Origin of the sequence: Streptomyces sp. NPDC059875, assembly GCF_042731085.1 — a bacterium.
In the GTDB taxonomy this organism is placed as follows: Bacteria; Actinomycetota; Actinomycetes; order Streptomycetales; family Streptomycetaceae; genus Streptomyces.
In genome coordinates, this window is sequence record NZ_JBHWJZ010000022.1 from 58992 (window position 1) to 79450 (window position 20459).

A 20459-nucleotide genomic window follows, 5' to 3' on the forward strand; every position below is an offset into this window, starting at 1 on the left:
TCAGCCGTCTCCCACCGGCTCTCCCGCCGGTCCCACCGACACTCCCGCGAGCGCGGCAGCCGGATCCTGGTCGGCAGGCCCTGCCGGGATCCAGTGGCCGCGCTCCTTGCGGTAGGGCCACCAGCGGCCGTCCTGTCCGAGCCGCAGCTGTGCCTCCGCGCCGACCACCGTCCACCGCGCAGCACCGGCCGGCCGCAACACCGGCCGCTCGGCGTCGTCCCAGGCCTCCGCGAGCAGCGTCTTCGCCCGAGCCAGCGCCTCCGGGCCCGGCGTCCACTCCTCCTCCAGTACGGACAGGGCGGCCGCGCCCCCGAACCGCCACGCGCGCGTGGCCAGGTCCAGCTCCGCCCGCCGTCGCCCGGACCCGGCGGCGAGCCGGGACGCGATCCACGACGGGGCGGAGCCGGCAGCCAGCCGTACCGCGTCCTGATCGACCGTCAGAGATGGTTCCGGCGCCGTCCGTTCATGGCCCGGGGCGAGCGCCTCGGCCAGCAGCCGGTGCGCCCGTCCGGCCGCGTCCGACGCCAGGAACTCCAGCGCCGCCGGGTCGAGGCCGGGCGCCGGGTCCGTCTCGGTGTCCAGGGACGGCGGCGTCCCGGGCGCCGCAGGGAGCACCGGAGGGGCGGGCAGCGGCGGCAGGATGTCCCGCGCGGCGAACGCCTCCACCGCCGGTACGCCCTCGGTCCCCGCCTCCTCCGCGGCCGACTCCGGGGCGGCCGGGGCCGCCCGCGCGGCGCTGCGCTCCTGCAGTTCGTCCAGGAGCGCCCGCTCGCCGCGCCCCCGCATCAGCAGCAGGACGAACGGATCCTCGTCGAGCAGCCGTGCGACCTGGTAGCACAGCGCCGCCGTGTGCGGGCAGTGGTCCCACGCCTCGCAGCCGCACTCCGGGTCCAGATCACCGATGCCCGGGAGCAGTTCGAGTCCGGCCGCCGCCGCGTCCTCCACCAGATGCGGAGGCATCTCGTGGTCGAGCAAGGCCGCGATGTGACCCGCACTCTCCACCGCGAGGTCGAGCAGCCGGTCCCATTCGTCCTCCGACAGCTCCTGCAGGAGCACATCGCTGCGGTACGAGGAGCCGTCGCGGTCCCGTACGACCGCCGTGATCCGTCCGGGCCGCACCGAGACCGCGCCCACCGCGCCCTCCCGCGCGTGCTTGCGGCCCTTCTTCAGCTGCTGGCCGTCGAGAGCCGTGTCCTCCAGCGCCTTCATCCAGGCCCGGCCCCACCACGTGCGGGCGAAACCGGAACCGCCGGCGGGCGGCAGCGCCGCGAAGGTCCGCTCCTCGTCGTGTGCGTATCCGCTCATCGTCCGTCCCCTCGCAGCTGGACCAGATCCGCCAGCTCGGCATCCGTCAGTTCGGTCAGCGCCGCCTCGCCCGAGCCACCGAGCACGGCGTCGGCCAGCGCCCGCTTGCGCAGCAGCATGTCCGCGATCCGGTCCTCGATCGTCCCCTCGGCGATCAGCCGGTGCACCTGCACCGGCTGGGTCTGCCCGATGCGGTACGCGCGGTCGGTGGCCTGGGCCTCCACGGCCGGATTCCACCAGCGGTCGTAGTGCACGACATGCCCGGCCCTGGTGAGGTTGAGCCCGGTGCCCGCGGCCTTCAGCGACAGGAGGAACACGGGGACCTCGCCGTCCTGGAAGCGCGCGACCATCGCCTCGCGCTCGGCGACGGGCGTGCCCCCGTGCAGGAACTGCGTGCGTACCCCCCGCGCCGCCAGATGCTGCTCGAGCAGCCGCGCCATCTGCACGTACTGGGTGAAGACCAGGACGCTCGCGTCCTCGGCGAGGATCGTGTCGAGGAGTTCGTCGAGGAGCTCGAGCTTGCCCGAACGGCCGTCGACGCGCGGCCGGTCCTCCTTCAGGTACTGGGCGGGGTGGTTGCAGATCTGCTTGAGCCCGGTCAGCAGCTTCACCACCAGACCGCGCCGCTCCATGCCGTCGGCCTCGGCGATCGCGGCGAGGGTCTCGCGCACCACCGCCTCGTAGAGCCCCGCCTGTTCCTTCGTCAGGGAGACGGCACGGTCGGTCTCGGTCTTCGGCGGCAGTTCGGGTGCGATGCCCGGGTCCGACTTGCGGCGGCGTAGGAGGAAGGGACGGACCAGTGCGGCGAGCCGCTCCGCGGCCGCCGGGTCCTCACCGCCCTCGACGGCCGAGGCGTAGCGCGAGCGGAAGGTGCCGAGCCGACCGAGGAGGCCGGGCGTCGTCCAGTCGAGGATCGCCCACAGCTCGGAGAGGTTGTTCTCGACGGGGGTACCGGAGAGGGCGACGCGCGCCTTGGCCCCGATGGTGCGCAGCTGTTTGGCGGTGGCCGAATACGGGTTCTTGACGTGCTGGGCCTCGTCCGCGACGACCATGCCCCAGGGCCGGCCGGCCAACTGCTCGGTGTCCAGTCGCATGGTGCCGTAGGTGGTGAGGACGAACTCGCCGTCGGCCAGGCCCTCCAGGCTGCGGGCCGGGCCGTGGAAGCGGCGCACCGGCGTGCCGGGCGCGAACTTCTCGATCTCCCGCTGCCAGTTGCCCATGAGCGAGGTCGGACACACGACGAGCGTGGGACCCGCGGCGGCGGGCTCGCTCTGCCGGTGCAGATGGAGCGCGATGAGCGTGATCGTCTTGCCCAGACCCATGTCGTCGGCGAGGCAGCCGCCGAGGCCGAGAGAGGTCATCCGGTGCAGCCAGTTGAGCCCGCGCAGCTGGTAGTCGCGGAGCGTCGCGGCGAGCGCGGCGGGCTGGGCGACCTCCTGCGGCCCGCCCTCCGGGTCGGCGAGGCGGGCGCGCAGCTGCTCCAGCCAGCCGGTCGCCTGGACCTCGACCCGTCGGCCGTCGGCCTCGGCCGTCCCGGTGAGGACGGCGCCGAGCGCGTCCACGGGCGTGATCTTGCGGTCGTGCGAGGCGCGGGCGCGGCGCACCTCGGCCGGGTCGACCAGCACCCACTGGTCACGCAGCCGGACCACCGGGCGGCCGGCCTCGGCGAGCTGGTCCAGTTCGGCACGGGTGAGCTCCTGGTCGCCGATCGCGAAACGCCAGTTGAAGGCGAGCAGGGCGTCGGCGGACAGGAAGGAGGGCAGCGCGGAGGAGCGATGGCCGGCGGTGTCGCCGCCGGGGGCGTCGTGCGCGGGGTCCATCGTGTACGGGGAGTCCGTGGCAGGTGCGGCGCCCCTGGCGTATGCGTCTTCGGCGGCGTTCGCGTCCTTGGTGCCCGGCTGCCCGCTCGCTGCGGAACCGCCGCCGTCCGGCGGGCCGATCACCGCGCGGACCGTGAGCCGGTGGGCCAGGTCGCGCGGCCAATGGATCAGGACGCCCGTCGCGGCGAGTGCCCCTGCGGCCGCGCCGAGCAGGTCGGTGATCTCCTCGTCCGCCAGCTCGACGGCGTCCGGGACGGCCGCCGAGAGCAGCGGGGTGAGCGGCGCCCAGGCGCGGGCGGCGCGGCGGAGCGCGAGCAGGGCGTCCATCCGGGCCCGGGGGCCGAACGCCCCGCCGGACGGACCGGATCCGGCCCAGACCTCCGCCGCGTCCGCGACCAGCGTCGGGTCGGCGACGCTGTGCATCTGCAGCACGGCCCGGAAGGCCGGAGCCTCCCGTTCGCCGAGACCGGGGAGTTCGAGGCGCAGCGACAGCCGTACGCCGGCGTCGTGGCCGGCCGCCACGTCCGCCGCCCACGCCCGCTGCGCGGGCAGCTCCTGCGGCTCGTCGGCCGCGAACGCGGCCCCGCCGGCGGCGAGCGGCGCGGCCGGGGTACGCGGCAGCCCGTCCGCGACCGCGTCCACGAACGAGCGCAGCAGCCTCTCGGGCTCGGGAAGCAGCAGCGGTCCGCCCTCGCGCAGCGGTCCGACCTGGGGTAGCACGCCGCCCCCGGACAGCGGACCTGCCCCGGTCCGCGGCCCTGCCGCCGACAGGGGCGCCGTCCCCGGCAGCGGCACAGCGTGGGCGGTCGGCGGCATCGAGGCTGCCAGCGCGCGGAGCTCGGCCAGCTCCTCGGGGCCGAGCGGTCCGGCCCGCCACGCGTCCCGGTCGGTGGTCGTGAGACCGGGCAGGAAGAGCCCCTTCGCCGCGAGGTGCAGAGCGAAGAGCGCGGCGGCTCCCCAGAAGGCGGCCGCGGGCGAGGAAGCGTCGGAGAAGCGGGCGCGGGTCAGGACCGGCAGGGCGTCCCGTACCGGGAGCAGAAGCGCGGGGACGGTGTGCGGACGGACGTCGTCGGCGACCGCCGTCACCACGGTCAGCTCGTCGGCGACCGCCGACGGACCGTCGGTGGAGAGACGTTCGGAGGGCAGGGACCCGTCCGGGGACCAGAAGGCGATCCGGCCGGCGCGCGGTGGATCGGAAGGCAGGAAGACGGCGGAGCAGCGGGCGAGTTCATCGAGTCTCTGGGACGGCGACAACGCATTCCTCAAATTTGACTACCTGGACCGAGCGGCCGAGGGTACCTGAACCGACCCCCCTCCCGTGAGCGCAATCGCCGTGACCTGGCTCACGTGCCGAGCCTCCGTCGGAACGGCCCGGGAGCGGGGGCCAGCCCCACCCCCGCCCCCGGGCAATCCCCCCGGAATTCCGGGGGGTGACGCCATGGCTGCGGACGATCACCGATCCGTACGTTCGAGGGAGTCCGGGCGGCCCGCGCCCGGCCCCGCCCACGGACACCGGAGACCGCCATGCCCCAGGCCACCGCAACGCTCACGGCGCCCGACCGGAGCGCCGGCACCAGAAGGGGCGGGGGCAGCGAGTTCGCACCGTTGCTACGCACCGTCAAGGAACAGGGGCTGCTGGAACGCAGGACCGCCTGGTACGCCCGCGGCATCGCCGTCAACCTCCTCGGCATCGCCGCCGTCGTCGCGGGTCTGGTCCTGCTCGGACCGTCCTGGTGGGCCCTGCTGCTCGCGGTCCCGCTCGCCCTGCTCTCCGCCCGGGTCGCCTTCGTCGGACACGACGCCGGGCATGCCCAGATCTGCGGCGACCGGCGCCGGAACCGGATCATCCAGCTCGTCCACGCCAACCTCCTGCTCGGCATGAGCCAGGAGTGGTGGAACGACAAGCACAACCGCCACCACGCCAACCCCAACCACCTCGACAAGGACCCGGACGTCGCGGCCGACATCCTCGTCTTCGCCCAGCACCAGACCACCGGGCGCGCCGGCTTCCGCGGCTGGCTCACCCGCCACCAGGCGTGGCTGTTCTTCCCGCTGACCACCCTGGAGGGCATCGCGCTCAAGGTGTACGGGTTCCAGGCCCTCTTCTCCAAGGACGGGCCGTACCGCACCCGGCGCGAGCGCCTCGTCGAAGGCGCCCTGCTCCTCGCCCACGTCGCCGGCTACGCGACCCTGCTCCTGACCACCCTCACCGTCGGCCAGGCGCTCGTCTTCGCCCTGATCCACCAGATGCTCCTCGGACTGCACCTGGGCATGGCATTCGCCCCCAACCACAAGGGCATGGAGATGCCCGACGCCCACCCGGACGGCGACAGCTGGGGTCATCTGCGCCGCCAGGTGCTCACCTCGCGCAACATCCGGGGCGGGTGCCTCACCGACTGGTTCCTCGGCGGACTGAACTACCAGATCGAGCACCACCTCTTCCCGAGCATGCCGAGGCCGCATCTTCGACTCGCCCAGCCCGCCGTGCGTGCGCACTGTCGTACGGTGGGTATCCCCTACACAGAGACCGGTTTCGTCGAGTCCTACCGACAGGCGCTCGGACATCTGCACGAGGTCGGGGAGCCGCTGCGCTCGGCAGCGTGACAAGGAGGCGTCGGACATGTCGACACGGACGAAGATCGTGATCGGGGGAGTGGCCATCGGCCTCCTCCTGATGCCCCTCATCGGATTCTGGATGTCCCTGCTGGTGGTGCTCGGCGTCCCGGCCGTCGCCTACCTGGCCCTCGACCCGAGCCAGCGGCGCCGGCTGCGCCGGATGTCCCGCAAGGAGCTGCACCGCTGACCTCGACCCCAGGAACCGGCCTCGGCCACCGCCGCCGACCTCGAAGGACGTCTGGCGTAGGCTCCGGAGGTGATCACCCGCACGTGATCTCCGGATCGGAGAAGGGGAGCTCCACGTCATGAGCAGCGCTACCGTCACGACGGTCAGCAGTAACGGCGTCTACTCGTTCACGAAGCCGAACCGGGACAGCATCACGCTGCTCGCCGGTCTCGGCGTGGAGGGGGACGTGCACGCCGGCGTCACGGTCAAGCACCGTTCCCGCGTGGCCAAGGACCCGACCGTGCCGAACCTGCGGCAGGTGCACCTGATCCACGCGGAACTCTTCGACGAGGTCGCCGGGGCCGGGTTCGAGGTCGCCCCGGGCGCCCTCGGCGAGAACGTCACCACGCGGGGCATCGACCTCCTCGGCCTGCCGACCGGCACCCGGCTCCACCTCGGTGCCGAGGCCGTCGTCGAGGTCACCGGCCTGCGCAACCCGTGTGCCCAGATCGACAACTACCGCCACGGGCTGCTCAAGCAGGTCCTGGGCCGGGACGAGAACGGACAGATCGTCCGCAAGGCCGGGATCATGAGCATCGTGCTGACCGGCGGCGAGGTGCGGCCCGGCGACCCGATACGGGTCGAGCTGCCGGCCGAGCCGCACCGCCCCCTGGAGATGGTCTGATCCCCGCCCCTACGGGGTCTTCAGCGCGCAGGAGTTGACCACGTCACCGCCCGCCGGCCGTGCGATCGTACGGTCCGCGGGCGGAGCCGTGCCCTCCTCGACCCACTCCCGGAGCGCCGCGAACGCCGAGCGGTAGCAGGGCAGGATCGGCCGCAGCTGCTCCGGGTAGGTGTCGTACAGCCCGTCGGTGTGCGTGCCGTCCTCGACCGTGTAGTACCGGTGCTTCCCGGACCGGCCCCGCGCGTCGACCATCCCCGCGTACACCACGGAGTCGGTCGCGATCGGCAGCAGCGTGTCCAGGTCGCCGTGCAGGGTGATCAGCGGCTTGCCGATGCGCCCGGTCAGTGCGACCCGGGCGACCGCACGGTGGACGGACGCGGGGCGGGAGGCGTAGTCGTACGAGGCGTCGGAGGCGCACGGGGCGAGGATCTGCTCGATCGTCGCACCGGCCGTGGTGCCCGGGCACTCGGGGTCGTACGACGGATCGAACTCGGCCCGGAAGATCTTCTGTGTCAGCCCCCAGTACGCCTTCTCGTGGTACGGCCACAGGAAGTGCGAGCCCGGCGCGAAACCGGCGTCGATCAGGTCCTCGTCGGAGGCACGGCCGAGGGAGCGGGCGACGGTCACCGGGAGACTCGTCAGCAGATTGGGGCCGCGGGTCGTCCAGAGAACGCCCTCCCAGTCGACCCCGCCGTCGTACAGCTCCGGACGGTTCTCCAGCTGCCAGCGGGTCAGATAGCCCGCGTTGGAGATGCCCGTCATGTACGTAAGCTGGGGCGCCCGGCCGTAGTGCTGCCGCACGGCCTTCTTCGCGGCCTTCGTCAGCTCGGTCACCCGGCGGTTCCACTCGGCGACCGCGTCGCCCGGCCGGCGTCCGTCGGTGAAGAAGTCGGGCCCGGTGTTCCCCTTGTCGGTGGCGGCATAGGCGAAGCCCTGGGCGAGCACGTGGTCGGAGATGAGCGTGTCGGTGGAGTACTGGCGCCGGGTGCCGGGCGCGCCGGTGACGACCAGGCCGCCGTTCCAGTTCTCGGGGAGCCTGATCACGAACTGGGAGTCGTGGCCCCAGCCGTGGGTCGCGTTGAGCCGCGAGTCGTCGGGGAAGTAGCCGTCGATCTGGATCCCCGGGACGTCGGAGGGGTTCGTGGTGCCCTTCGCGGAGAGGCCCGCCTGGTCGGCCATGTCGGTGTACCGGGTGCCGGCCAGACCCGCCGTCGTCAGATCCCCGAGGCAGGCCGTCTCCTGGTGCTCGGAGCCGGGCACATGGATCCGGTGCTGTAGCGCGCAGGAGGGCGGAGGGCCGGACCGGGCTCCGGCGGGCGCGGCGGGACCGGCGACGGTCAGCACGGTCAGCAGCGCGGCGAGCACGGGGACGCCTCGGTTCAGGCGCAGGGACGGCATGGACGGCCTCCAACGGGACGACGGGACGGGGGTGCGCCGCCACATCGTGCGGCTCGCCCTTCCCGTGCGGCCATGGTCCGGGCCCACACCTCGGGCCTTCCGCCCATGTGGGGCCTTGGGCCCCGGGGTCAGGAGGGGCGTACCGCCATCGCGTCCAGGGCCTCCAGAAGATCCGGCAGCTTCGGCCCGCGCGCCACGGGAAGGACCTCGCGGGGTTCGTCGTCCAGGAGGACGAAGGCCATGTCGTCGGTCCGGGCGACGAGTGACCAGCCGGGACCGTCGGCGCGCAGCATGCGCGCCCCGCCGGCGGCGAAGCTCGAGCGCACACGGCCCACCGGAGGGGCGTCCTCCAGATAGCCGCGCAGCTCGGCGAGGGCACGGCGGACACCTTCGTAGGGGTCGCGCGCCTGGTCGTCCCCATGCCCGGCGCCCGGGGCGTCGGTCGCGTCGGCGGAGCCGTCCGCGCCCTCGTCGTCCATTTGCGCACGCCATGCCGCCCACTGCAGCGCCACCTCGTCGGCGCCCAGCCTGCGCTGAGCCGACCCCCAGTCGGCGCCGTCCGGCGGGGTCAGCGGCGCGCGGTCGCCCTCCTCCGGTTCCGGATCGTGCGGGGCCGGGAGGTCCGGTGCGGCCGTGGCCACGGCGAGCGGCCAGCCCGGGAGCGCGGCCACGACCGAGCGCTCGTCGGGGGAGAGGTCGTACTCCATCCCGCAGTCCCAGGAGGCGATGGCCACCGCGACCAGCGACACGTCGTCGATGACCACGGTCCACCGGGCGCCCCCGCCGTCCTGGCCGAGGACGAGCCCGTACCCCTCGGCGTACGGCTCGAGATCAAGCGCCGCGCAGGCGGCCGGAAAGTCGTCACCGAGCACGCTCGGGAACTGCGCGGGCGTGAGCAGCACCGCGGTCAGCACGTACAGCGCGTCGTCGTCGGCGGTAGCCACGTCAGCCTCCCCATCTGGTCGTCGGCGCACCTTAACCAGTGGGTAACCCGCGCGTCGAGAGTCTCCGGAAGGAAACTGGCACCGCCGATTCCGTACGGGTCAGGCCCCCGGGAGTCCGAGCAGCGACCGTGCCACGGTCTGCGGCGACTCGTCGCGCTCACGGGCGAGCGCGATCACGGCGCGGCAGGCGAGCTCGTTGATGCCGAAGGAGAGGGCTTCAGGGGAGACCCAGGTGGCGGCCTCGTCCATCCGGTCCTGGTCGTCCTCGACGCAACCGACCACATAGACGGCCGCGGCTTCGAAGAGGTTGTGCTGGCGTCGTGCCCGGGGCGGCGCGGGCGGCTCCTCCGGTGCCCGTCGCGCGGTCGGCAGGAGGGCGTTGAAGATGGTTCGCATACGGGCCATGGCCTGCCGCCTTCCCCGGACACGGCTGCCCGGCACCTCCACCGTAGACAGGGAAGTGCCGGGACAGAAGGGTGCGTCGGGTTCGGGCGGCGCAGGGGATCACCGGTCCTGGCGAACGGCGAGCGCCAGGAAACGGTCGTCCTCGTCCACGTAACTGACCATCCGCCATCCGGAACCGGCGAGAAGCGGCCTCAGGTTGGGCTCGGCGCGCAGGTCGTCGTCGGTGATCTGCCGGCCGTGGCGGGCGGCGAGGGCGGCCCGGCCGATGGGGTGGAAGAGGGCGAGCTGTCCGCCGGGCCGGACCACCCGGGCCAGTTCGCGCAAGTTCTCGGCGGGGTCCGCCAGATGGGAGATCAGACCTGCCCCGAACACCGCGTCGAGCGCCCCGTCGCGCAGCGGCAGCCGGGCGACGTCCGTCAGGAGCAGCTCGGCGGATCCGTCGCGCCCGGCGCGTACCGCCTCGGCCAGCATCTCCGGGGTCACATCGGCGCCGATGACGGTCCCGGCAGGACCGACCGCCGCGCGCAGCGCGGGCAGGGCGCGACCGGTGCCGCACCCCGCGTCGAGCACCGCGGCGCCGGACCGCAGGCCGAGATCGGCGACGGCCGCGGCGTAGGCGGGGCCGTCGTCGGGGAAGCGGGCGTCCCAGTCGGCGGCGCGGGCGCCGAAGAACTCCTGGACATGGGTGGGGTCATCGCTCATGCGTGCATGATGCCTCAGCCTCAGGGGTGAACGTCCTGTGTGCACGTTCGAGCGCGGCACGATCGTTCTGGAACATCTCTATGTCATATTCCATCAGGTTTCGAAATGCGCCCCCGATGCGCCCCCTTGTCCGGACTAGCGTCCCTGAGCCATGGGACACCTGGACCACGCCACCTTCGGCTGGCTGACACCTGTGCTGTCGTACGCGATGGCCTGCATAGGCGCTGCCCTCGGGCTCCGTTGCACCGTACGCGCGCTCGACGCGACCGGCCGCTCGCGGCGCAACTGGCTGCTCACCGCCGCGTCCGCCATCGGCACCGGCATCTGGACGATGCACTTCGTCGCGATGCTCGGCTTCGGCGTGACCGGGACCGACATCCGCTACAACGTTCCGCTGACCATTCTCAGCCTGCTCATCGCCATGGCCGTCGTCGGAGTCGGCGTCTTCGCCGTCGGCTATGGCCGCGACCGGGTCCGCTCCCTCCTGATCGGCGGTCTCACGACCGGCATCGGAGTCGCGAGCATGCACTACATGGGCATGGCCGCCCTGCGGCTGCACGGGCGGGTGACGTACGACCCCGTGCTCGTCGCGCTCTCCGTCGTCATCGCCGTCGTCGCCGCGACCGCGGCGCTGTGGGCGGCGCTCAACATCCACGCGCCGGCCGCCGTGGCGTTCGCCTCGCTGGTCATGGGAGCGGCCGTCAGCAGCATGCACTACACCGGCATGTTCGCCGTCGGCGTCGAGGTCGCCCCCTCGGCGACGGAGCTGCCCGGGGCCACGGCCATGCAGTTCATCTTCCCCCTGGCCGTCGGACTCGGCTCCTATCTCTTCATCACCTCGGCCTTCGTCGCCCTCTCCCCGACGGCCAGGGAACGCGCCGCGTACGCCTCGGCCGAGCGCCTCACCGAGCCCGACGAACGCGCGGTCGACGTCGCGCCGCCCGGCTACCGCCCGGAACCGGCCGCCGCCGACACCAGGGGTGCCGCGGCCTCCTACGCCTACCCAGCCGGACCCGTGGACGGCGGAAGGGCCCACACCTAGACCCACACCTGAGCCGAACGCGGCCGGACCCCCAGGCCCAGGCCCGCCGCCGACCCGCCCCCGCCCCGCCGAGGCGCGGCACGCGCGAAGAGCGCGTGAGGGACGCACACCGCACCAGGACAGACGCAGCCGGAACGAGGAGGCCATGCGAACTCCCCGCAAGACCCTGGACGCCGACACCCCGGCGCCGCCGCAGGCGGCGCGTGGCCGGCGCGCGCACGCAGGGCCACCCGCCGACGAACCCCCGGAGCGCGCCCCCGGCGCGCAGTCCGACCCGGCCGGGCTGGGCGGTCAGGCAGGTGCGCCCCGACGCCGTGGGCTGCGCCCCCGTACCGTCCGGGCGAAGATCGTCTCGCTGCTGATGGTCCCCGTCGTGTCGCTGCTCGCCCTGTGGGGATTCGCCACCGTCACCACCGCGCAGGACATCGCCAGGCTCCGCCAGCTCGAACAGGTCGACGCGGAGATCCGCGAACCCGTCGCCGCGGCCGTCACCGCCCTGCAGGCCGAACGCCGCGCCGCCGTACGCCAGGTCGCCGCACCCGGAGCGGGGCGCGTCACGGAGCTCAAGGAACAGGTCCGGCGCACCGACGCCGCCGTCGCCCGGCTCCGCCTCGACGACCGGCACACCGTCGGCGGCACGGGCGACCTGCCCCGCGATGTCGCCGACCGGGTCGAGAAGTTCGTCACCAAGGCCGAGGGCCTCGGCCGGCTCCGTACCGCCGCGGCCGCGGGCAAGGCCGACTGGGATCAGGTGTACACGGAGTACACCGCCGCGATCACCGCCGCCTTCGCCGTCCACGGCGCGCTCACCGGCATCCAGGACGCGGAGATCGGCTCCGACGCGCGCGTGCTGCTCGAATTCGGGCGCGCCGGCGAGATGCTCGCCCGCGAGGACGCCCTGCTCGGCTCCGCCCACCTCGGCGGCGAACTCAGTGCGGAAAGGCTTCGGCAGTTCACCGGGGCCGTCGAGACCCGTCGTACCCTCGCCGAATCCGCCACCGCCGACCTGCGCGGCCCCGAGCGCGCCGCCTGGGAGAAGCTCGCCGCCCAGCGCGGCTACCAGCAGCTCACCGCCGCCGAGGACCGGGTGCGCGCCGCCGCCCCCGGCCGCAAGGCCGCCCAGGCCGTGCCGGCAGCCACCTGGGACGACGCCATGGCTGTCGTACGCGGCGAGTTCACCACGATCGAGACGGACGCCCGGCGCGCCGCGGCCGACCGCGCGGACCCGTTCGCCGGCGGTGCGCTGACCGCCGGCGGCGCCGCGGTGCTGCTCGGCCTCGCCGCCGTCGCCGCCTCCCTCGTGATCTCCGTGCGCATCGGCCGAGCCCTTGTCATCGAACTGGTCAGCCTGCGCAACACCGCTCTGGAGATCGCCCGCCGTAAACTCCCCGCCGCCATGCGGCGGCTGCGCGCCGGCGAGGAGATCGACGTGCACGCCGAAGCCCCGCCGGGACCCGCGCCGCAGGACGAGATCGGTCAGGTCGGCGAGGCGCTCACCACCGTCCACCGGGCGGCGCTGTCCGCCGCCGTGGAGCGCGCCGAACTCGCCAGCGGCATCTCCGGCGTCTTCGTCAACCTCGCCCGACGCAGCCAGGTCCTCGTCCACCGGCAGCTCAACCTGCTGGACAGCATGGAGCGCCGGGCCGACGACCCGAACGAGCTCGGCGACCTCTTCCGGCTCGACCACCTCACGACCCGCATGCGGCGGCACGCAGAGAGCCTGATCATCCTCTCCGGCGCCGCCCCCGGCCGGGCCTGGCGGATGCCGGTCCCGCTCACCAACGTCGTACGGGCCGCCGTCTCCGAAATCGAGGACTACGCGCGCGTGGAGGTGCGCCAGCTCCCCGAGACGGCCGTCGTCGGCGGCGCCGTCGCCGACCTCACCCACCTGCTGGCCGAGCTCATCGAGAACGCCGCCCAGTTCTCCCCGCCCCACACCAAGGTGCGGATCAGCGGGGAACCGGTCGGCAACGGCTACGCCCTGGAGATCGAGGACCGGGGCCTCGGCATGGGCAAGGAGAGCCTCGCCGAGGCCAACACGAGGATCGAGCAGTCCGAGGCCCTCGACCTGTTCGACAGCGACCGGCTCGGCCTGTTCGTGGTCAGCCGGCTCTCCTCCCGCCACGACATCAAGGTCCATCTGCGCACCTCGCCGTACGGCGGTACGACAGCGGTCGTCCTGCTCCCCAACGACGTGCTGCAGAGCGCGCTCCCGCCCGGGCGGAGCACTCCGAACCCGCGGGTACCCGAAGGCACGCGCAGCGATGCCACGCACGGTTACACGGCCCCCGGTTACGCCCCGCCCGGCACGCACGGGGACCGTGGGCGTGCCGACGACGGGCCGGAGCCGTCCTTCCCGCGCCACCGGCAGAAGCAGCCCGCCGCCGTGGCCCCCGTACCGTCCCAGGCGCAGCCCCTCCCGCGCCCGCCGCGCATCCCCGCCCTGGCGGGGCAGCCGGAGGGTCCGGGGACAGGCACCCCCGAGCAGCCGCCCGCCGGAGTCACCACCCTGCGACAGCGCGGCCGTTCGGCCCCACCCCCGCCGGTGGCGCCCGCCCCGGCCGGCTCCGGCCCCTCGGAGGCCCCCGGCCCCGTCGACGAATCCGGCGATCTGCCCCGCCGCGTACGCCAGGCCAGCCTCGTACCGCAGCTGCGCGAGGCGCCCCCGGCCGATCCCCCGTCCACCCCGGCCGTCCAGGGTGCGGAGGAACGCACTCCTGAACAGGTCAGGGACCGCATGACCGCCTACCGCGACGGCTGGACGCGCGGCGGCGGCGCGGCCCCCGGCACCCGACGCCCCCTCGGCACCGGGTCCGGCTCCGGCCGCACCTTCGGCAACGACCCCGGCGCCGGCCCCGGCCCGGGCAGCGACCTCGACCGTGACGACGACCGTGACCACGGACGCGACTTCGGCCGCGACTTCGGCAGTGAAGGAGACCACGCATGATCGACCACGAGAGGATGTCCCACCACCGCTCCGGTGAACTCGACTGGCTCCTCGACGACCTCGTCGTCCGGGTCCGCGAGGTCCGGCACACGGTCGTCCTGTCCAACGACGGGCTGGCCGTCGGCTCGTCCAGCGGTCTCAGCCGGGAGGACGCCGAGCACCTGGCCGCCATCGCCTCCGGATTCCACAGCCTCGCCAAGGGCGCGGGCCGTCAGTTCCACACCGGGGGCGTACGCCAGACGATGGTGGAGATGGACGACGGCTTCCTGTTCGTCGCCGCCGCGGGAGACGGTTCCTGCCTCGCCGTCCTCAGCTCGGTGAGCGCCGACATCGGTCTCATCGCCTACGAGATGGCCCGCCTGGTGAAGCGCGTCGGCGAACACCTGCACACCCCGCCGCGACTCACGGCGACGCCGCCGGCCGCCGGCTGACCGCAGCCACCGGAGACACCGGAGACACCCATGAACGAGGACAGCACCGGCGACGGCCAGGCCGTGCCGGGCAGTCAGTGGTACGACGCGGACGCGGGGCCACTCGTCCGGCCGTACGCCATGACCGGTGGCCGTACGAAGCCGGGGCCCAGCAACGTACGGTTCGACCTCATCGCACTCGTCGTCGTCGACGACGACCCGCCCGGCCCGGCCGAGGAATCGCTCCTCGGCCCGGAGCACCGGGCCCTGCTCACCCTGTGCCGGGCCGAGACGCAGTCGGTGGCCGAACTCGCCGCCGACGCCGACCTGCCCGTCGGGGTCGTCCGTGTTCTCCTCGGCGACCTCCTCGAAGCGGGCTTCGTCAAGGTCAGCCGACCCGTACCGCCCGCACAGCTGCCCGACGAACGGATCCTGAGGGAAGTCATCGATGGCCTACGAGCGCTCTGACAGCAGCACCGGTGCGGGCGGCGGCGTGGACACCACGGCCCTCGCCCTGAAGATCCTCGTCGCCGGCGGATTCGGCGTCGGCAAGACCACCCTGGTGGGCGCGGTCAGCGAGATCCGGCCCCTGCGCACCGAGGAACAGCTCAGCCGGGCCGGGGAGGCCGTCGACGACACCGGAGGCGTCGACCAGAAGACCACCACCACCGTGGCGATGGACTTCGGCCGCATCACGATCCGCTCCGGACTCTCCCTCTACCTTTTCGGTACACCGGGGCAGGACCGGTTCTGGTTCCTCTGGGACGAGCTGTCCCAGGGGGCGCTCGGGGCCGTCGTCCTCGCCGACACGCGACGACTCGAGGACTGCTTCCCCGCGGTGGACTACTTCGAGCACCGCAAGATCCCCTTCGTCGTCGCGGTCAACTGCTTCGCGGGCGCCCGGAACTACGGGGCGCACGAGGTCTCGCGCGCGCTGGACCTGGACCGCGGCACGCCCGTGGTGCTGTGCGACGCGCGGGACCGGGACTCGGGCAAGGAGGTGCTGATCCGACTCGTCGAGTACGCCGGGCGCATGCACACGGCCCGGCTCCTGGACTCGGTCGGGTGAGGGGTGTCGAGGGGACGGGAGGTCCGGGGTGCTCAGTCGGAGACGCCGCCCCGGGCCACCACGGTGTCGATCCGTACGCGGACGAGCAGTTCGCCGGGGACCCCGTTGCGCGCGCCGAACTCCTCGGCGCGGTCCTCGCCCATGTAGCGGCCGCCGATACGGGCGGCCCAGCGGCGCAGCTCGAGCGAGTCCTCGCTGACCTCGGCGCGGCCCTGGAGCATGACGAAGGCGAACGGCGGCCGGTCGTCGTCGACGCACAGGGCCACCCGCCCGTCGCGGGCCAGATTGCGCCCCTTCACGGTGTCCTTGCCGGTGTTGAAGACGACGTCGTCGCCGTCGAGGACGAACCAGATCGGGACCACGTGCGGACTTCCGTCGTCGCGCACGGTCGCCAGCTTGCCGGTACGGGTTCCCTCGGACACGAAGGCCCGCCACTGTTCCTCGGTCATCTTTGCCATGCCCCCCATCCTGCGGCACGCAAGGCGTCGAGGGGTGCTTGCTCTGTCCACGACAGTGCGTAAGGCTTGCGCGCGACACGCGGACCGCGGGGACTTCGGGTCGACGGGGACGCCACACACAGGGGGAAGGACCGACACATGGCGCTGGACAAGGGACTGGACTGGCTCCTGGACGACTTGACCCAGCGGGTCGAGTACATACGGCACGCGCTGGTGCTGTCGAACGACGGGCTGGTGACGGGCGCGAGCAGTGGTCTGGAACGGGAGGACGCCGAGCATCTGGCCGCGGTGTCCTCGGGACTGCACAGCCTGGCCCGTGGCTCGGGCCGGCACTTCCAGGCCGGCCGCGCCCGGCAGACGATGGTCGAGTTCGACGAGGCCCTGCTCTTCGTGACGGCGGCGGGCGAGGGCAGTTGCCTGTGCGTGCTGAGCGCGGCGGAGGCGGATGTCGGCCAGGTCGCGTACGAGATGACGCTGCTGGTGAACCGGGTCGGCGAGCACCTCGGTGTGGCGGCGCGGCAGCCCGGCCGGGCGGGCATCGCCGAGCTCTGAGGTTGTCCACAGGTCGCGTGGGCGCCGTCTGGCGAGGCTTCCGACCGTTGTCCACAGGCCGAGCGGGAGTCGGGCGCTGCGGGCTACGGTCGTCACCGAGAGTATTCGTCGCTCACGGGGGAGACCGTCATGACGGTGGAAGAAGGCATGCGCGCACTGGCACCGACGCGGGCAGCGCAGGAACTGGAACTGAGGCGCGACGAGTTCCGGCTCGCTGTTCAGCTGGGGCTGGTGAGGACGGTGGCGGGCATGGCGCCCGGTGCCCCGAGGGGACCGGGCGCCGCCGGCGTCCTCGGCGCACCGGGTGAGCGGCGCAGGGTGGAGCAGGCCGAGATCGACCGGCTCAGAGCCGCACCGGACTTCCCGGTCGGACTGCGCGAGCGCGTCCGCACGGTCGGTACGACAGAGGCGGCCGGGCTGCTCTCCGTGACGCCGGACCGCTTCACCAAGCTGGCCAGGACAGGGCACTTCAGCCCGGTGCGGTTCTATCTCAACCGCTATCGCGCGGTCGTCTGGCTCTATCTCGCCGGTGAACTGGGCGAGTTCGCCCTGACGCGGGAGAGCCTGCTGACCGGCAGGCTTCCGCGGGAGATCCGCGAGAGGATCGACGGAGGCGAGGACCGGCGGCCCCGGAACTGGCGGGCCCGGCGACTGGGGCTGCTGCTGCGCGCGACCGAGGACCCCTGGGCTCGGGCGTCGGCGATCGCCTCGCTCCTCGACCCGGTCCAGCTGGCCGAGGTCGTCGACGACCCCTACGAGCGCACCCATCTGGACCGGTTGCGCCCGGAACCGCCCTCCGGGCGACCGGAGTCGGCGACGTCCCGCGAGATCGCGGACCGGCTCATGCTGGCGGACGATCCGGACGAGATCCTCTGGCACCGCATGAGCCTGGCCCTCGCCCTGGACGAGGCCCGCGCGGATCGACCGGCACCGCGCCCGGACGGGGGAGCCGGGCCGGCCGTCGCCAGGCCACCCCGCCCGGCGACGCTGGGGCGCCCGACCGTCCACCGCACCCGCCGCGGACTCCTCGACCGGCTCCGGCGCCGGAAGTCGGCGGAGGCAGGAGACGCGGAGGTGGTGATGCCCGGCTAGGGGTGTCCGGGCTCGGGGGCGGGGTCTCCGACGGGCTCGGGGGTGTCCGGGTCGGCGGGGTTCGGTGCCTCGTCCGACGTGCGGCTCCGCATGCGCGCGAGGGAGGATGGGCCCATGCTCCTGGCCCGAGTCGCGGACGCTTCCCAGCAGGTCGCCGCCACCTCCGCCCGCTCGCGGAAGATCGCCGTGCTGGCCGAGCTGTTCGCGGAGGCCGCCCCCGAGGAGAGCCCGCTCGTGATCGCGTATCTCTCCGGCCGGCTCCCGCAGGGGCGCATCGGCGTCGGCTGGAGCGTACTCAAGGAGGCGATCCCGCCGGCCGTGCCGCCCGCCGAAGACCCCACCCTCACGCTCGCCGGCACGGATGGCGCCATGACCGCGCTCGCCGCCGTGTCCGGTGCCGGTTCGCAGGCGGAGCGTGCCCGGCTGGTTCGTGAGCTGATGGCCGCCGCCACCCGGCCGGAGCAGGAGTTCCTGCTGCGACTGCTCTCCGGCGACGTGCGTCAGGGCGCCCTCGACGCCATCGCCCTGGAGGGCGTCGCGCGGGCCGCCATCGTGCCCTCCGCCGAGCTCCGTCGGGCCGTGATGCTCGAAGGGTCCCTGCCCCGCGTCGCGCAGGCCGTGCTCGCCGACGGCCCGGCCGCCCTCGACACCTTCGCGCTGCGGGTCGGCACCCCCGTCCTGCCCATGCTCGCCCACACCGCCGGCTCGGTCACCGAGGCGGTCGACGGCCTCGGACCCTGCGTCGTCGAGGAGAAGCTGGACGGCATCCGCATCCAGGTGCACCGTCAGGGGGACCAGGTCCGGGTGTTCACCCGTTCGCTCGACGACATCACCGGGCGGTTGCCGGAAGTCGTCGCCCGAGCCAGGGAGATGACGGCCGACTCGTTCATCCTGGACGGCGAGGTCATCGCCCTTGACCCGGCCACCGGTCGGCCGATGGCCTTCCAGGACATCGCCTCTCGGGTCGGCTCGCGCGTCGACGTCGAGACGGCCAGCGCCGCGGTGCCGCTCTCACCCGTCTTCTTCGACGTGCTCGCCGCGGACGGCGAGGCCCTCATCGACCGACCCGGCCGGGAGCGCCATGCCGTCCTGGTCCGTCTGCTCCCCGAGGCGCTGCGGGTACGGCGGTTCGTCGTCGACGACCCCGGCTCCGGGAAGCAGGTCGAGGCGGCGGAGCGGTTCTTCACCGACACCCTGGCCCGGGGGCACGAAGGGGTCCTGGTGAAGGCGCTGGACGCGCCCTATGTGGCAGGACGGCGAGGCCGCACCTGGCTCAAGGTCAAGCCGGTGCACACCCTCGACCTCGTCGTCCTCGCCGCGGAGTGGGGCCACGGCCGTCGTACCGGACTGCTCTCGAACCTCCACCTCGGCGCCCGCGCCGCCGACGGCACGTTCGTGATGCTCGGCAAGACGTTCAAGGGGCTCACGGACGAGATGCTGCGCTGGCAGACCGAGAAGCTGGGCGAACTGGCCCTGGACGACGACGGGTTCACCGTACGCGTACGGCCCGAACTCGTCGTCGAGATCGCCTACGACGGCCTTCAGCGCTCCACCCGCTACCCGGCGGGCGTCACCCTTCGCTTCGCCCGGGTCGTACGCCACCGCCCCGACAAGTCCGCCGCCGAGGCCGACACCGTGGAGCGGGTGACCGGCCGCGGGTGACGCGGCGGCGCCTTCAGCTTCCGTCCTTGCTGTCGCTGTCGCTGTTCGTGTAGCGGCCCCGCACCCAGAGCGGTAGCACGTACCAGCAGAGCAGGTACCAGGTGACCAGACCGGTCACGAGCCAGGGCACGTACGAGTCCTGGGTCGCCACGCGCAGGACCAGCAGCAGCGCCGTCGTCAGCGTCGCGAGCAGCAGCAGAAGCCCGATGAACGTCAGCCGTGAGGCCCAGACCACGGCATGCGGTTTGATCCGCCGCCCCGCCACCAGCCGGTGGAAGGAGACCGGCCCGATCAGGGCGCCGGTGGCCGCCGCGCCCAGCGACACGGTGACGACGTAGATCGCCCGGTCGGTGTCCGACAGTTCCGGGAAGCGGGTCGTGAAGACGACGGTGAGCAGAAAACCGAACAGGATCTGCACGCCCGTCTGGGCGACCCTGATCTCCTGCATCAGTTCGCCCCACTGCCGGTCGGCGCGCTCCTCCTCCGTCTCGTGGCGCCCTCGAGAGAGACCGCTGCCCTCCGTCCGCTCGCTGCCGGTCCGACTGTTCACGGCACCTCCCGATGTCGTCCCCACGTCGCTGGTAACCGCTCACGGGGACCTCAACCCCGATGGTTCCCGAGGACGGGGACCGGGGCCCGCCGCCACGGCTCCGCGCGCACCGGTCCGGACCTCGCGGGACGCCCCCGCGCGAGGGATGCTGGAAGCGTGGCAGGACGACCGGCCCGCCTGGCCGCGAGGAGATGATCGACGTGTACGACACGCACATCGACACCGATGTCACCGTGCAGCTGAGCGACTGCAACCGGGAGGACGCCCAGGCAGTCTTCGATGTCCTCGACCACTTCTACGAACTCGAGGACATGACGGCGCCGGGCCCGCGGGTGGCCACGGAACCCGCCACCACGGTGTGGATGGCCACCTTCGACACGGCCGCGGGCCGTCGTGAGGAGACCACGCCGGTTCATCTGACCGGCATGGTCGGAGCGCTGCTGACCGGCGGCTACCACGCCGTCGACGAGATGGAGAAGACGCTCGCCGCCACATTCGACATCCAGTCGCTGCAGTCGGTCTCGGGCGACCAGGAGACCGAGGCGCGGTTGCTGCTCGCTTCCCGCTGACGGGCCGGCCGCGCCGGCCCACACGGTCACCCCGGGCGGAGCGGACGGGCGCCGCCCGGGGCACACG

The 20459-nt window shown here is 73.2% G+C and carries 20 protein-coding genes; 12 read left to right on the plus strand and 8 right to left on the minus strand.

Annotation, left to right across the window (positions count from 1 at the left end):
• Entirely contained in the window at nucleotides 1-1305 is a 1305-nt protein-coding gene (locus ACFV9D_RS25225; protein WP_385150414.1) for an SWF or SNF family helicase, read from the minus strand.
• Nucleotides 1302-4379, minus strand: a complete 3078-nt coding sequence (locus ACFV9D_RS25230; RefSeq protein ID WP_385150417.1) for a DEAD/DEAH box helicase — start codon at nucleotides 4377-4379, stop codon at nucleotides 1302-1304. Before ACFV9D_RS25230 ends, ACFV9D_RS25225 begins: the two co-directional genes overlap by 4 nt.
• A 270-nt stretch (nucleotides 4380-4649) precedes the next feature.
• Between ACFV9D_RS25230 and ACFV9D_RS25235 the strand changes: the two genes are divergently transcribed.
• From ACFV9D_RS25235 to ACFV9D_RS25245, 3 genes are all read left to right on the plus strand, one after another.
• Entirely contained in the window at nucleotides 4650-5729 is a 1080-nt protein-coding gene (locus tag ACFV9D_RS25235; protein WP_385150420.1) for a fatty acid desaturase family protein, read from the plus strand.
• A gap of 16 nt (nucleotides 5730-5745) precedes the next feature.
• Nucleotides 5746-5928 carry a hypothetical protein gene (locus ACFV9D_RS25240; protein ID WP_385150423.1) on the plus strand — a complete coding sequence of 61 codons (183 nt, stop codon included), beginning with the start codon at nucleotides 5746-5748 and terminating at the stop codon, nucleotides 5926-5928.
• Between the two features lie 118 nt (nucleotides 5929-6046).
• Nucleotides 6047-6592: an MOSC domain-containing protein gene (locus ACFV9D_RS25245; protein WP_385150426.1), complete on the plus strand. Its 546-nt coding sequence runs from the start codon at nucleotides 6047-6049 to the stop codon at nucleotides 6590-6592.
• Nucleotides 6593-6601: 9 nt separating this feature from the next.
• Here ACFV9D_RS25245 and ACFV9D_RS25250 read toward each other — a convergent pair whose 3' ends face one another.
• The 4 genes from ACFV9D_RS25250 to ACFV9D_RS25265 form a co-directional block, all read right to left on the minus strand.
• Nucleotides 6602-7981, minus strand: coding sequence for a tannase/feruloyl esterase family alpha/beta hydrolase (locus ACFV9D_RS25250; RefSeq protein WP_385150680.1), 1380 nt, complete (start codon nucleotides 7979-7981; stop codon nucleotides 6602-6604).
• Nucleotides 7982-8118: 137 nt separating this feature from the next.
• Nucleotides 8119-8934 carry a hypothetical protein gene (locus tag ACFV9D_RS25255; protein WP_385150429.1) on the minus strand — a complete coding sequence of 272 codons (816 nt, stop codon included), beginning with the start codon at nucleotides 8932-8934 and terminating at the stop codon, nucleotides 8119-8121.
• 99 nt (nucleotides 8935-9033) lie between these two features.
• Nucleotides 9034-9339, minus strand: a complete 306-nt coding sequence (locus tag ACFV9D_RS25260; RefSeq protein WP_385150432.1) for a hypothetical protein — start codon at nucleotides 9337-9339, stop codon at nucleotides 9034-9036.
• Nucleotides 9340-9438: 99 nt separating this feature from the next.
• Nucleotides 9439-10041, minus strand: a complete 603-nt coding sequence (locus tag ACFV9D_RS25265; protein ID WP_385150435.1) for a class I SAM-dependent methyltransferase — start codon at nucleotides 10039-10041, stop codon at nucleotides 9439-9441.
• 151 nt (nucleotides 10042-10192) lie between these two features.
• On the opposite strand from ACFV9D_RS25265, the gene ACFV9D_RS25270 reads away from it, so the two are divergent.
• The 5 genes from ACFV9D_RS25270 (at nucleotide 10193) to ACFV9D_RS25290 (ending at nucleotide 15509) form a co-directional block, all read left to right on the plus strand.
• Nucleotides 10193-11083 (plus strand): MHYT domain-containing protein, encoded by an 891-nt coding sequence (locus tag ACFV9D_RS25270; protein WP_385150438.1) that lies wholly within the window; start codon nucleotides 10193-10195, stop codon nucleotides 11081-11083.
• Between the two features lie 145 nt (nucleotides 11084-11228).
• Entirely contained in the window at nucleotides 11229-14030 is a 2802-nt protein-coding gene (locus ACFV9D_RS25275; RefSeq protein WP_385150441.1) for a nitrate- and nitrite sensing domain-containing protein, read from the plus strand.
• Nucleotides 14027-14461, plus strand: coding sequence for a roadblock/LC7 domain-containing protein (locus ACFV9D_RS25280; RefSeq protein ID WP_385150444.1), 435 nt, complete (start codon nucleotides 14027-14029; stop codon nucleotides 14459-14461). The genes ACFV9D_RS25275 and ACFV9D_RS25280 overlap by 4 nt, the downstream gene beginning before the upstream one ends.
• Before the next feature lie 30 nt (nucleotides 14462-14491).
• Nucleotides 14492-14908: a DUF742 domain-containing protein gene (locus ACFV9D_RS25285; RefSeq protein ID WP_385150447.1), complete on the plus strand. Its 417-nt coding sequence runs from the start codon at nucleotides 14492-14494 to the stop codon at nucleotides 14906-14908.
• Nucleotides 14889-15509, plus strand: coding sequence for an ATP/GTP-binding protein (locus ACFV9D_RS25290; RefSeq protein WP_385150450.1), 621 nt, complete (start codon nucleotides 14889-14891; stop codon nucleotides 15507-15509). Before ACFV9D_RS25285 ends, ACFV9D_RS25290 begins: the two co-directional genes overlap by 20 nt.
• A 32-nt stretch (nucleotides 15510-15541) precedes the next feature.
• Here ACFV9D_RS25290 and ACFV9D_RS25295 read toward each other — a convergent pair whose 3' ends face one another.
• Complete coding sequence (locus ACFV9D_RS25295; RefSeq protein WP_385150453.1) at nucleotides 15542-15967, minus strand: PPOX class F420-dependent oxidoreductase; 426 nt, start codon at nucleotides 15965-15967, stop codon at nucleotides 15542-15544.
• Nucleotides 15968-16105: 138 nt separating this feature from the next.
• Between ACFV9D_RS25295 and ACFV9D_RS25300 the strand changes: the two genes are divergently transcribed.
• The 3 genes from ACFV9D_RS25300 to ACFV9D_RS25310 all read left to right on the plus strand — a co-directional run bounded on the left by ACFV9D_RS25300 (nucleotide 16106) and on the right by ACFV9D_RS25310 (nucleotide 19273).
• Nucleotides 16106-16519 carry a roadblock/LC7 domain-containing protein gene (locus ACFV9D_RS25300; RefSeq protein ID WP_385150456.1) on the plus strand — a complete coding sequence of 138 codons (414 nt, stop codon included), beginning with the start codon at nucleotides 16106-16108 and terminating at the stop codon, nucleotides 16517-16519.
• A gap of 129 nt (nucleotides 16520-16648) precedes the next feature.
• The gene (locus ACFV9D_RS25305) at nucleotides 16649-17611 is read left to right on the plus strand and encodes a DUF6397 family protein (protein WP_385150459.1); all 963 of its coding nucleotides are present in this window, start codon (nucleotides 16649-16651) and stop codon (nucleotides 17609-17611) included.
• A 114-nt stretch (nucleotides 17612-17725) separates the two neighbouring features.
• Nucleotides 17726-19273 (plus strand): ATP-dependent DNA ligase, encoded by a 1548-nt coding sequence (locus ACFV9D_RS25310; RefSeq protein ID WP_385150461.1) that lies wholly within the window; start codon nucleotides 17726-17728, stop codon nucleotides 19271-19273.
• A 13-nt stretch (nucleotides 19274-19286) separates the two neighbouring features.
• Here ACFV9D_RS25310 and ACFV9D_RS25315 read toward each other — a convergent pair whose 3' ends face one another.
• Nucleotides 19287-19823: a DUF6328 family protein gene (locus ACFV9D_RS25315; RefSeq protein ID WP_385150464.1), complete on the minus strand. Its 537-nt coding sequence runs from the start codon at nucleotides 19821-19823 to the stop codon at nucleotides 19287-19289.
• A 191-nt stretch (nucleotides 19824-20014) separates the two neighbouring features.
• Between ACFV9D_RS25315 and ACFV9D_RS25320 the strand changes: the two genes are divergently transcribed.
• Complete coding sequence (locus tag ACFV9D_RS25320) at nucleotides 20015-20392, plus strand: hypothetical protein (RefSeq protein WP_385150467.1); 378 nt, start codon at nucleotides 20015-20017, stop codon at nucleotides 20390-20392.
• The last annotated feature ends 67 nt before the right edge of the window (nucleotides 20393-20459 follow it).

Coding starts and splice junctions, on each gene's coding strand:
- ACFV9D_RS25285 (WP_385150447.1), top strand. CDS start 14,492: ATGAACGAGGACAGCACCGGCGACGGCCAGGCCGTGCCGGGCAGTCAG.
- ACFV9D_RS25235 (WP_385150420.1), top strand. CDS start 4,650: ATGCCCCAGGCCACCGCAACGCTCACGGCGCCCGACCGGAGCGCCGGC.
- ACFV9D_RS25290 (WP_385150450.1), top strand. CDS start 14,889: ATGGCCTACGAGCGCTCTGACAGCAGCACCGGTGCGGGCGGCGGCGTG.
- ACFV9D_RS25225 (WP_385150414.1), bottom strand. CDS start 1,305: ATGAGCGGATACGCACACGACGAGGAGCGGACCTTCGCGGCGCTGCCG.
- ACFV9D_RS25310 (WP_385150461.1), top strand. CDS start 17,726: ATGCTCCTGGCCCGAGTCGCGGACGCTTCCCAGCAGGTCGCCGCCACC.
- ACFV9D_RS25300 (WP_385150456.1), top strand. CDS start 16,106: ATGGCGCTGGACAAGGGACTGGACTGGCTCCTGGACGACTTGACCCAG.
- ACFV9D_RS25305 (WP_385150459.1), top strand. CDS start 16,649: ATGACGGTGGAAGAAGGCATGCGCGCACTGGCACCGACGCGGGCAGCG.
- ACFV9D_RS25280 (WP_385150444.1), top strand. CDS start 14,027: ATGATCGACCACGAGAGGATGTCCCACCACCGCTCCGGTGAACTCGAC.
- ACFV9D_RS25275 (WP_385150441.1), top strand. CDS start 11,229: ATGCGAACTCCCCGCAAGACCCTGGACGCCGACACCCCGGCGCCGCCG.
- ACFV9D_RS25240 (WP_385150423.1), top strand. CDS start 5,746: ATGTCGACACGGACGAAGATCGTGATCGGGGGAGTGGCCATCGGCCTC.
- ACFV9D_RS25245 (WP_385150426.1), top strand. CDS start 6,047: ATGAGCAGCGCTACCGTCACGACGGTCAGCAGTAACGGCGTCTACTCG.
- ACFV9D_RS25265 (WP_385150435.1), bottom strand. CDS start 10,041: ATGAGCGATGACCCCACCCATGTCCAGGAGTTCTTCGGCGCCCGCGCC.
- ACFV9D_RS25260 (WP_385150432.1), bottom strand. CDS start 9,339: ATGGCCCGTATGCGAACCATCTTCAACGCCCTCCTGCCGACCGCGCGA.
- ACFV9D_RS25270 (WP_385150438.1), top strand. CDS start 10,193: ATGGGACACCTGGACCACGCCACCTTCGGCTGGCTGACACCTGTGCTG.
- ACFV9D_RS25295 (WP_385150453.1), bottom strand. CDS start 15,967: ATGGCAAAGATGACCGAGGAACAGTGGCGGGCCTTCGTGTCCGAGGGA.
- ACFV9D_RS25320 (WP_385150467.1), top strand. CDS start 20,015: ATGATCGACGTGTACGACACGCACATCGACACCGATGTCACCGTGCAG.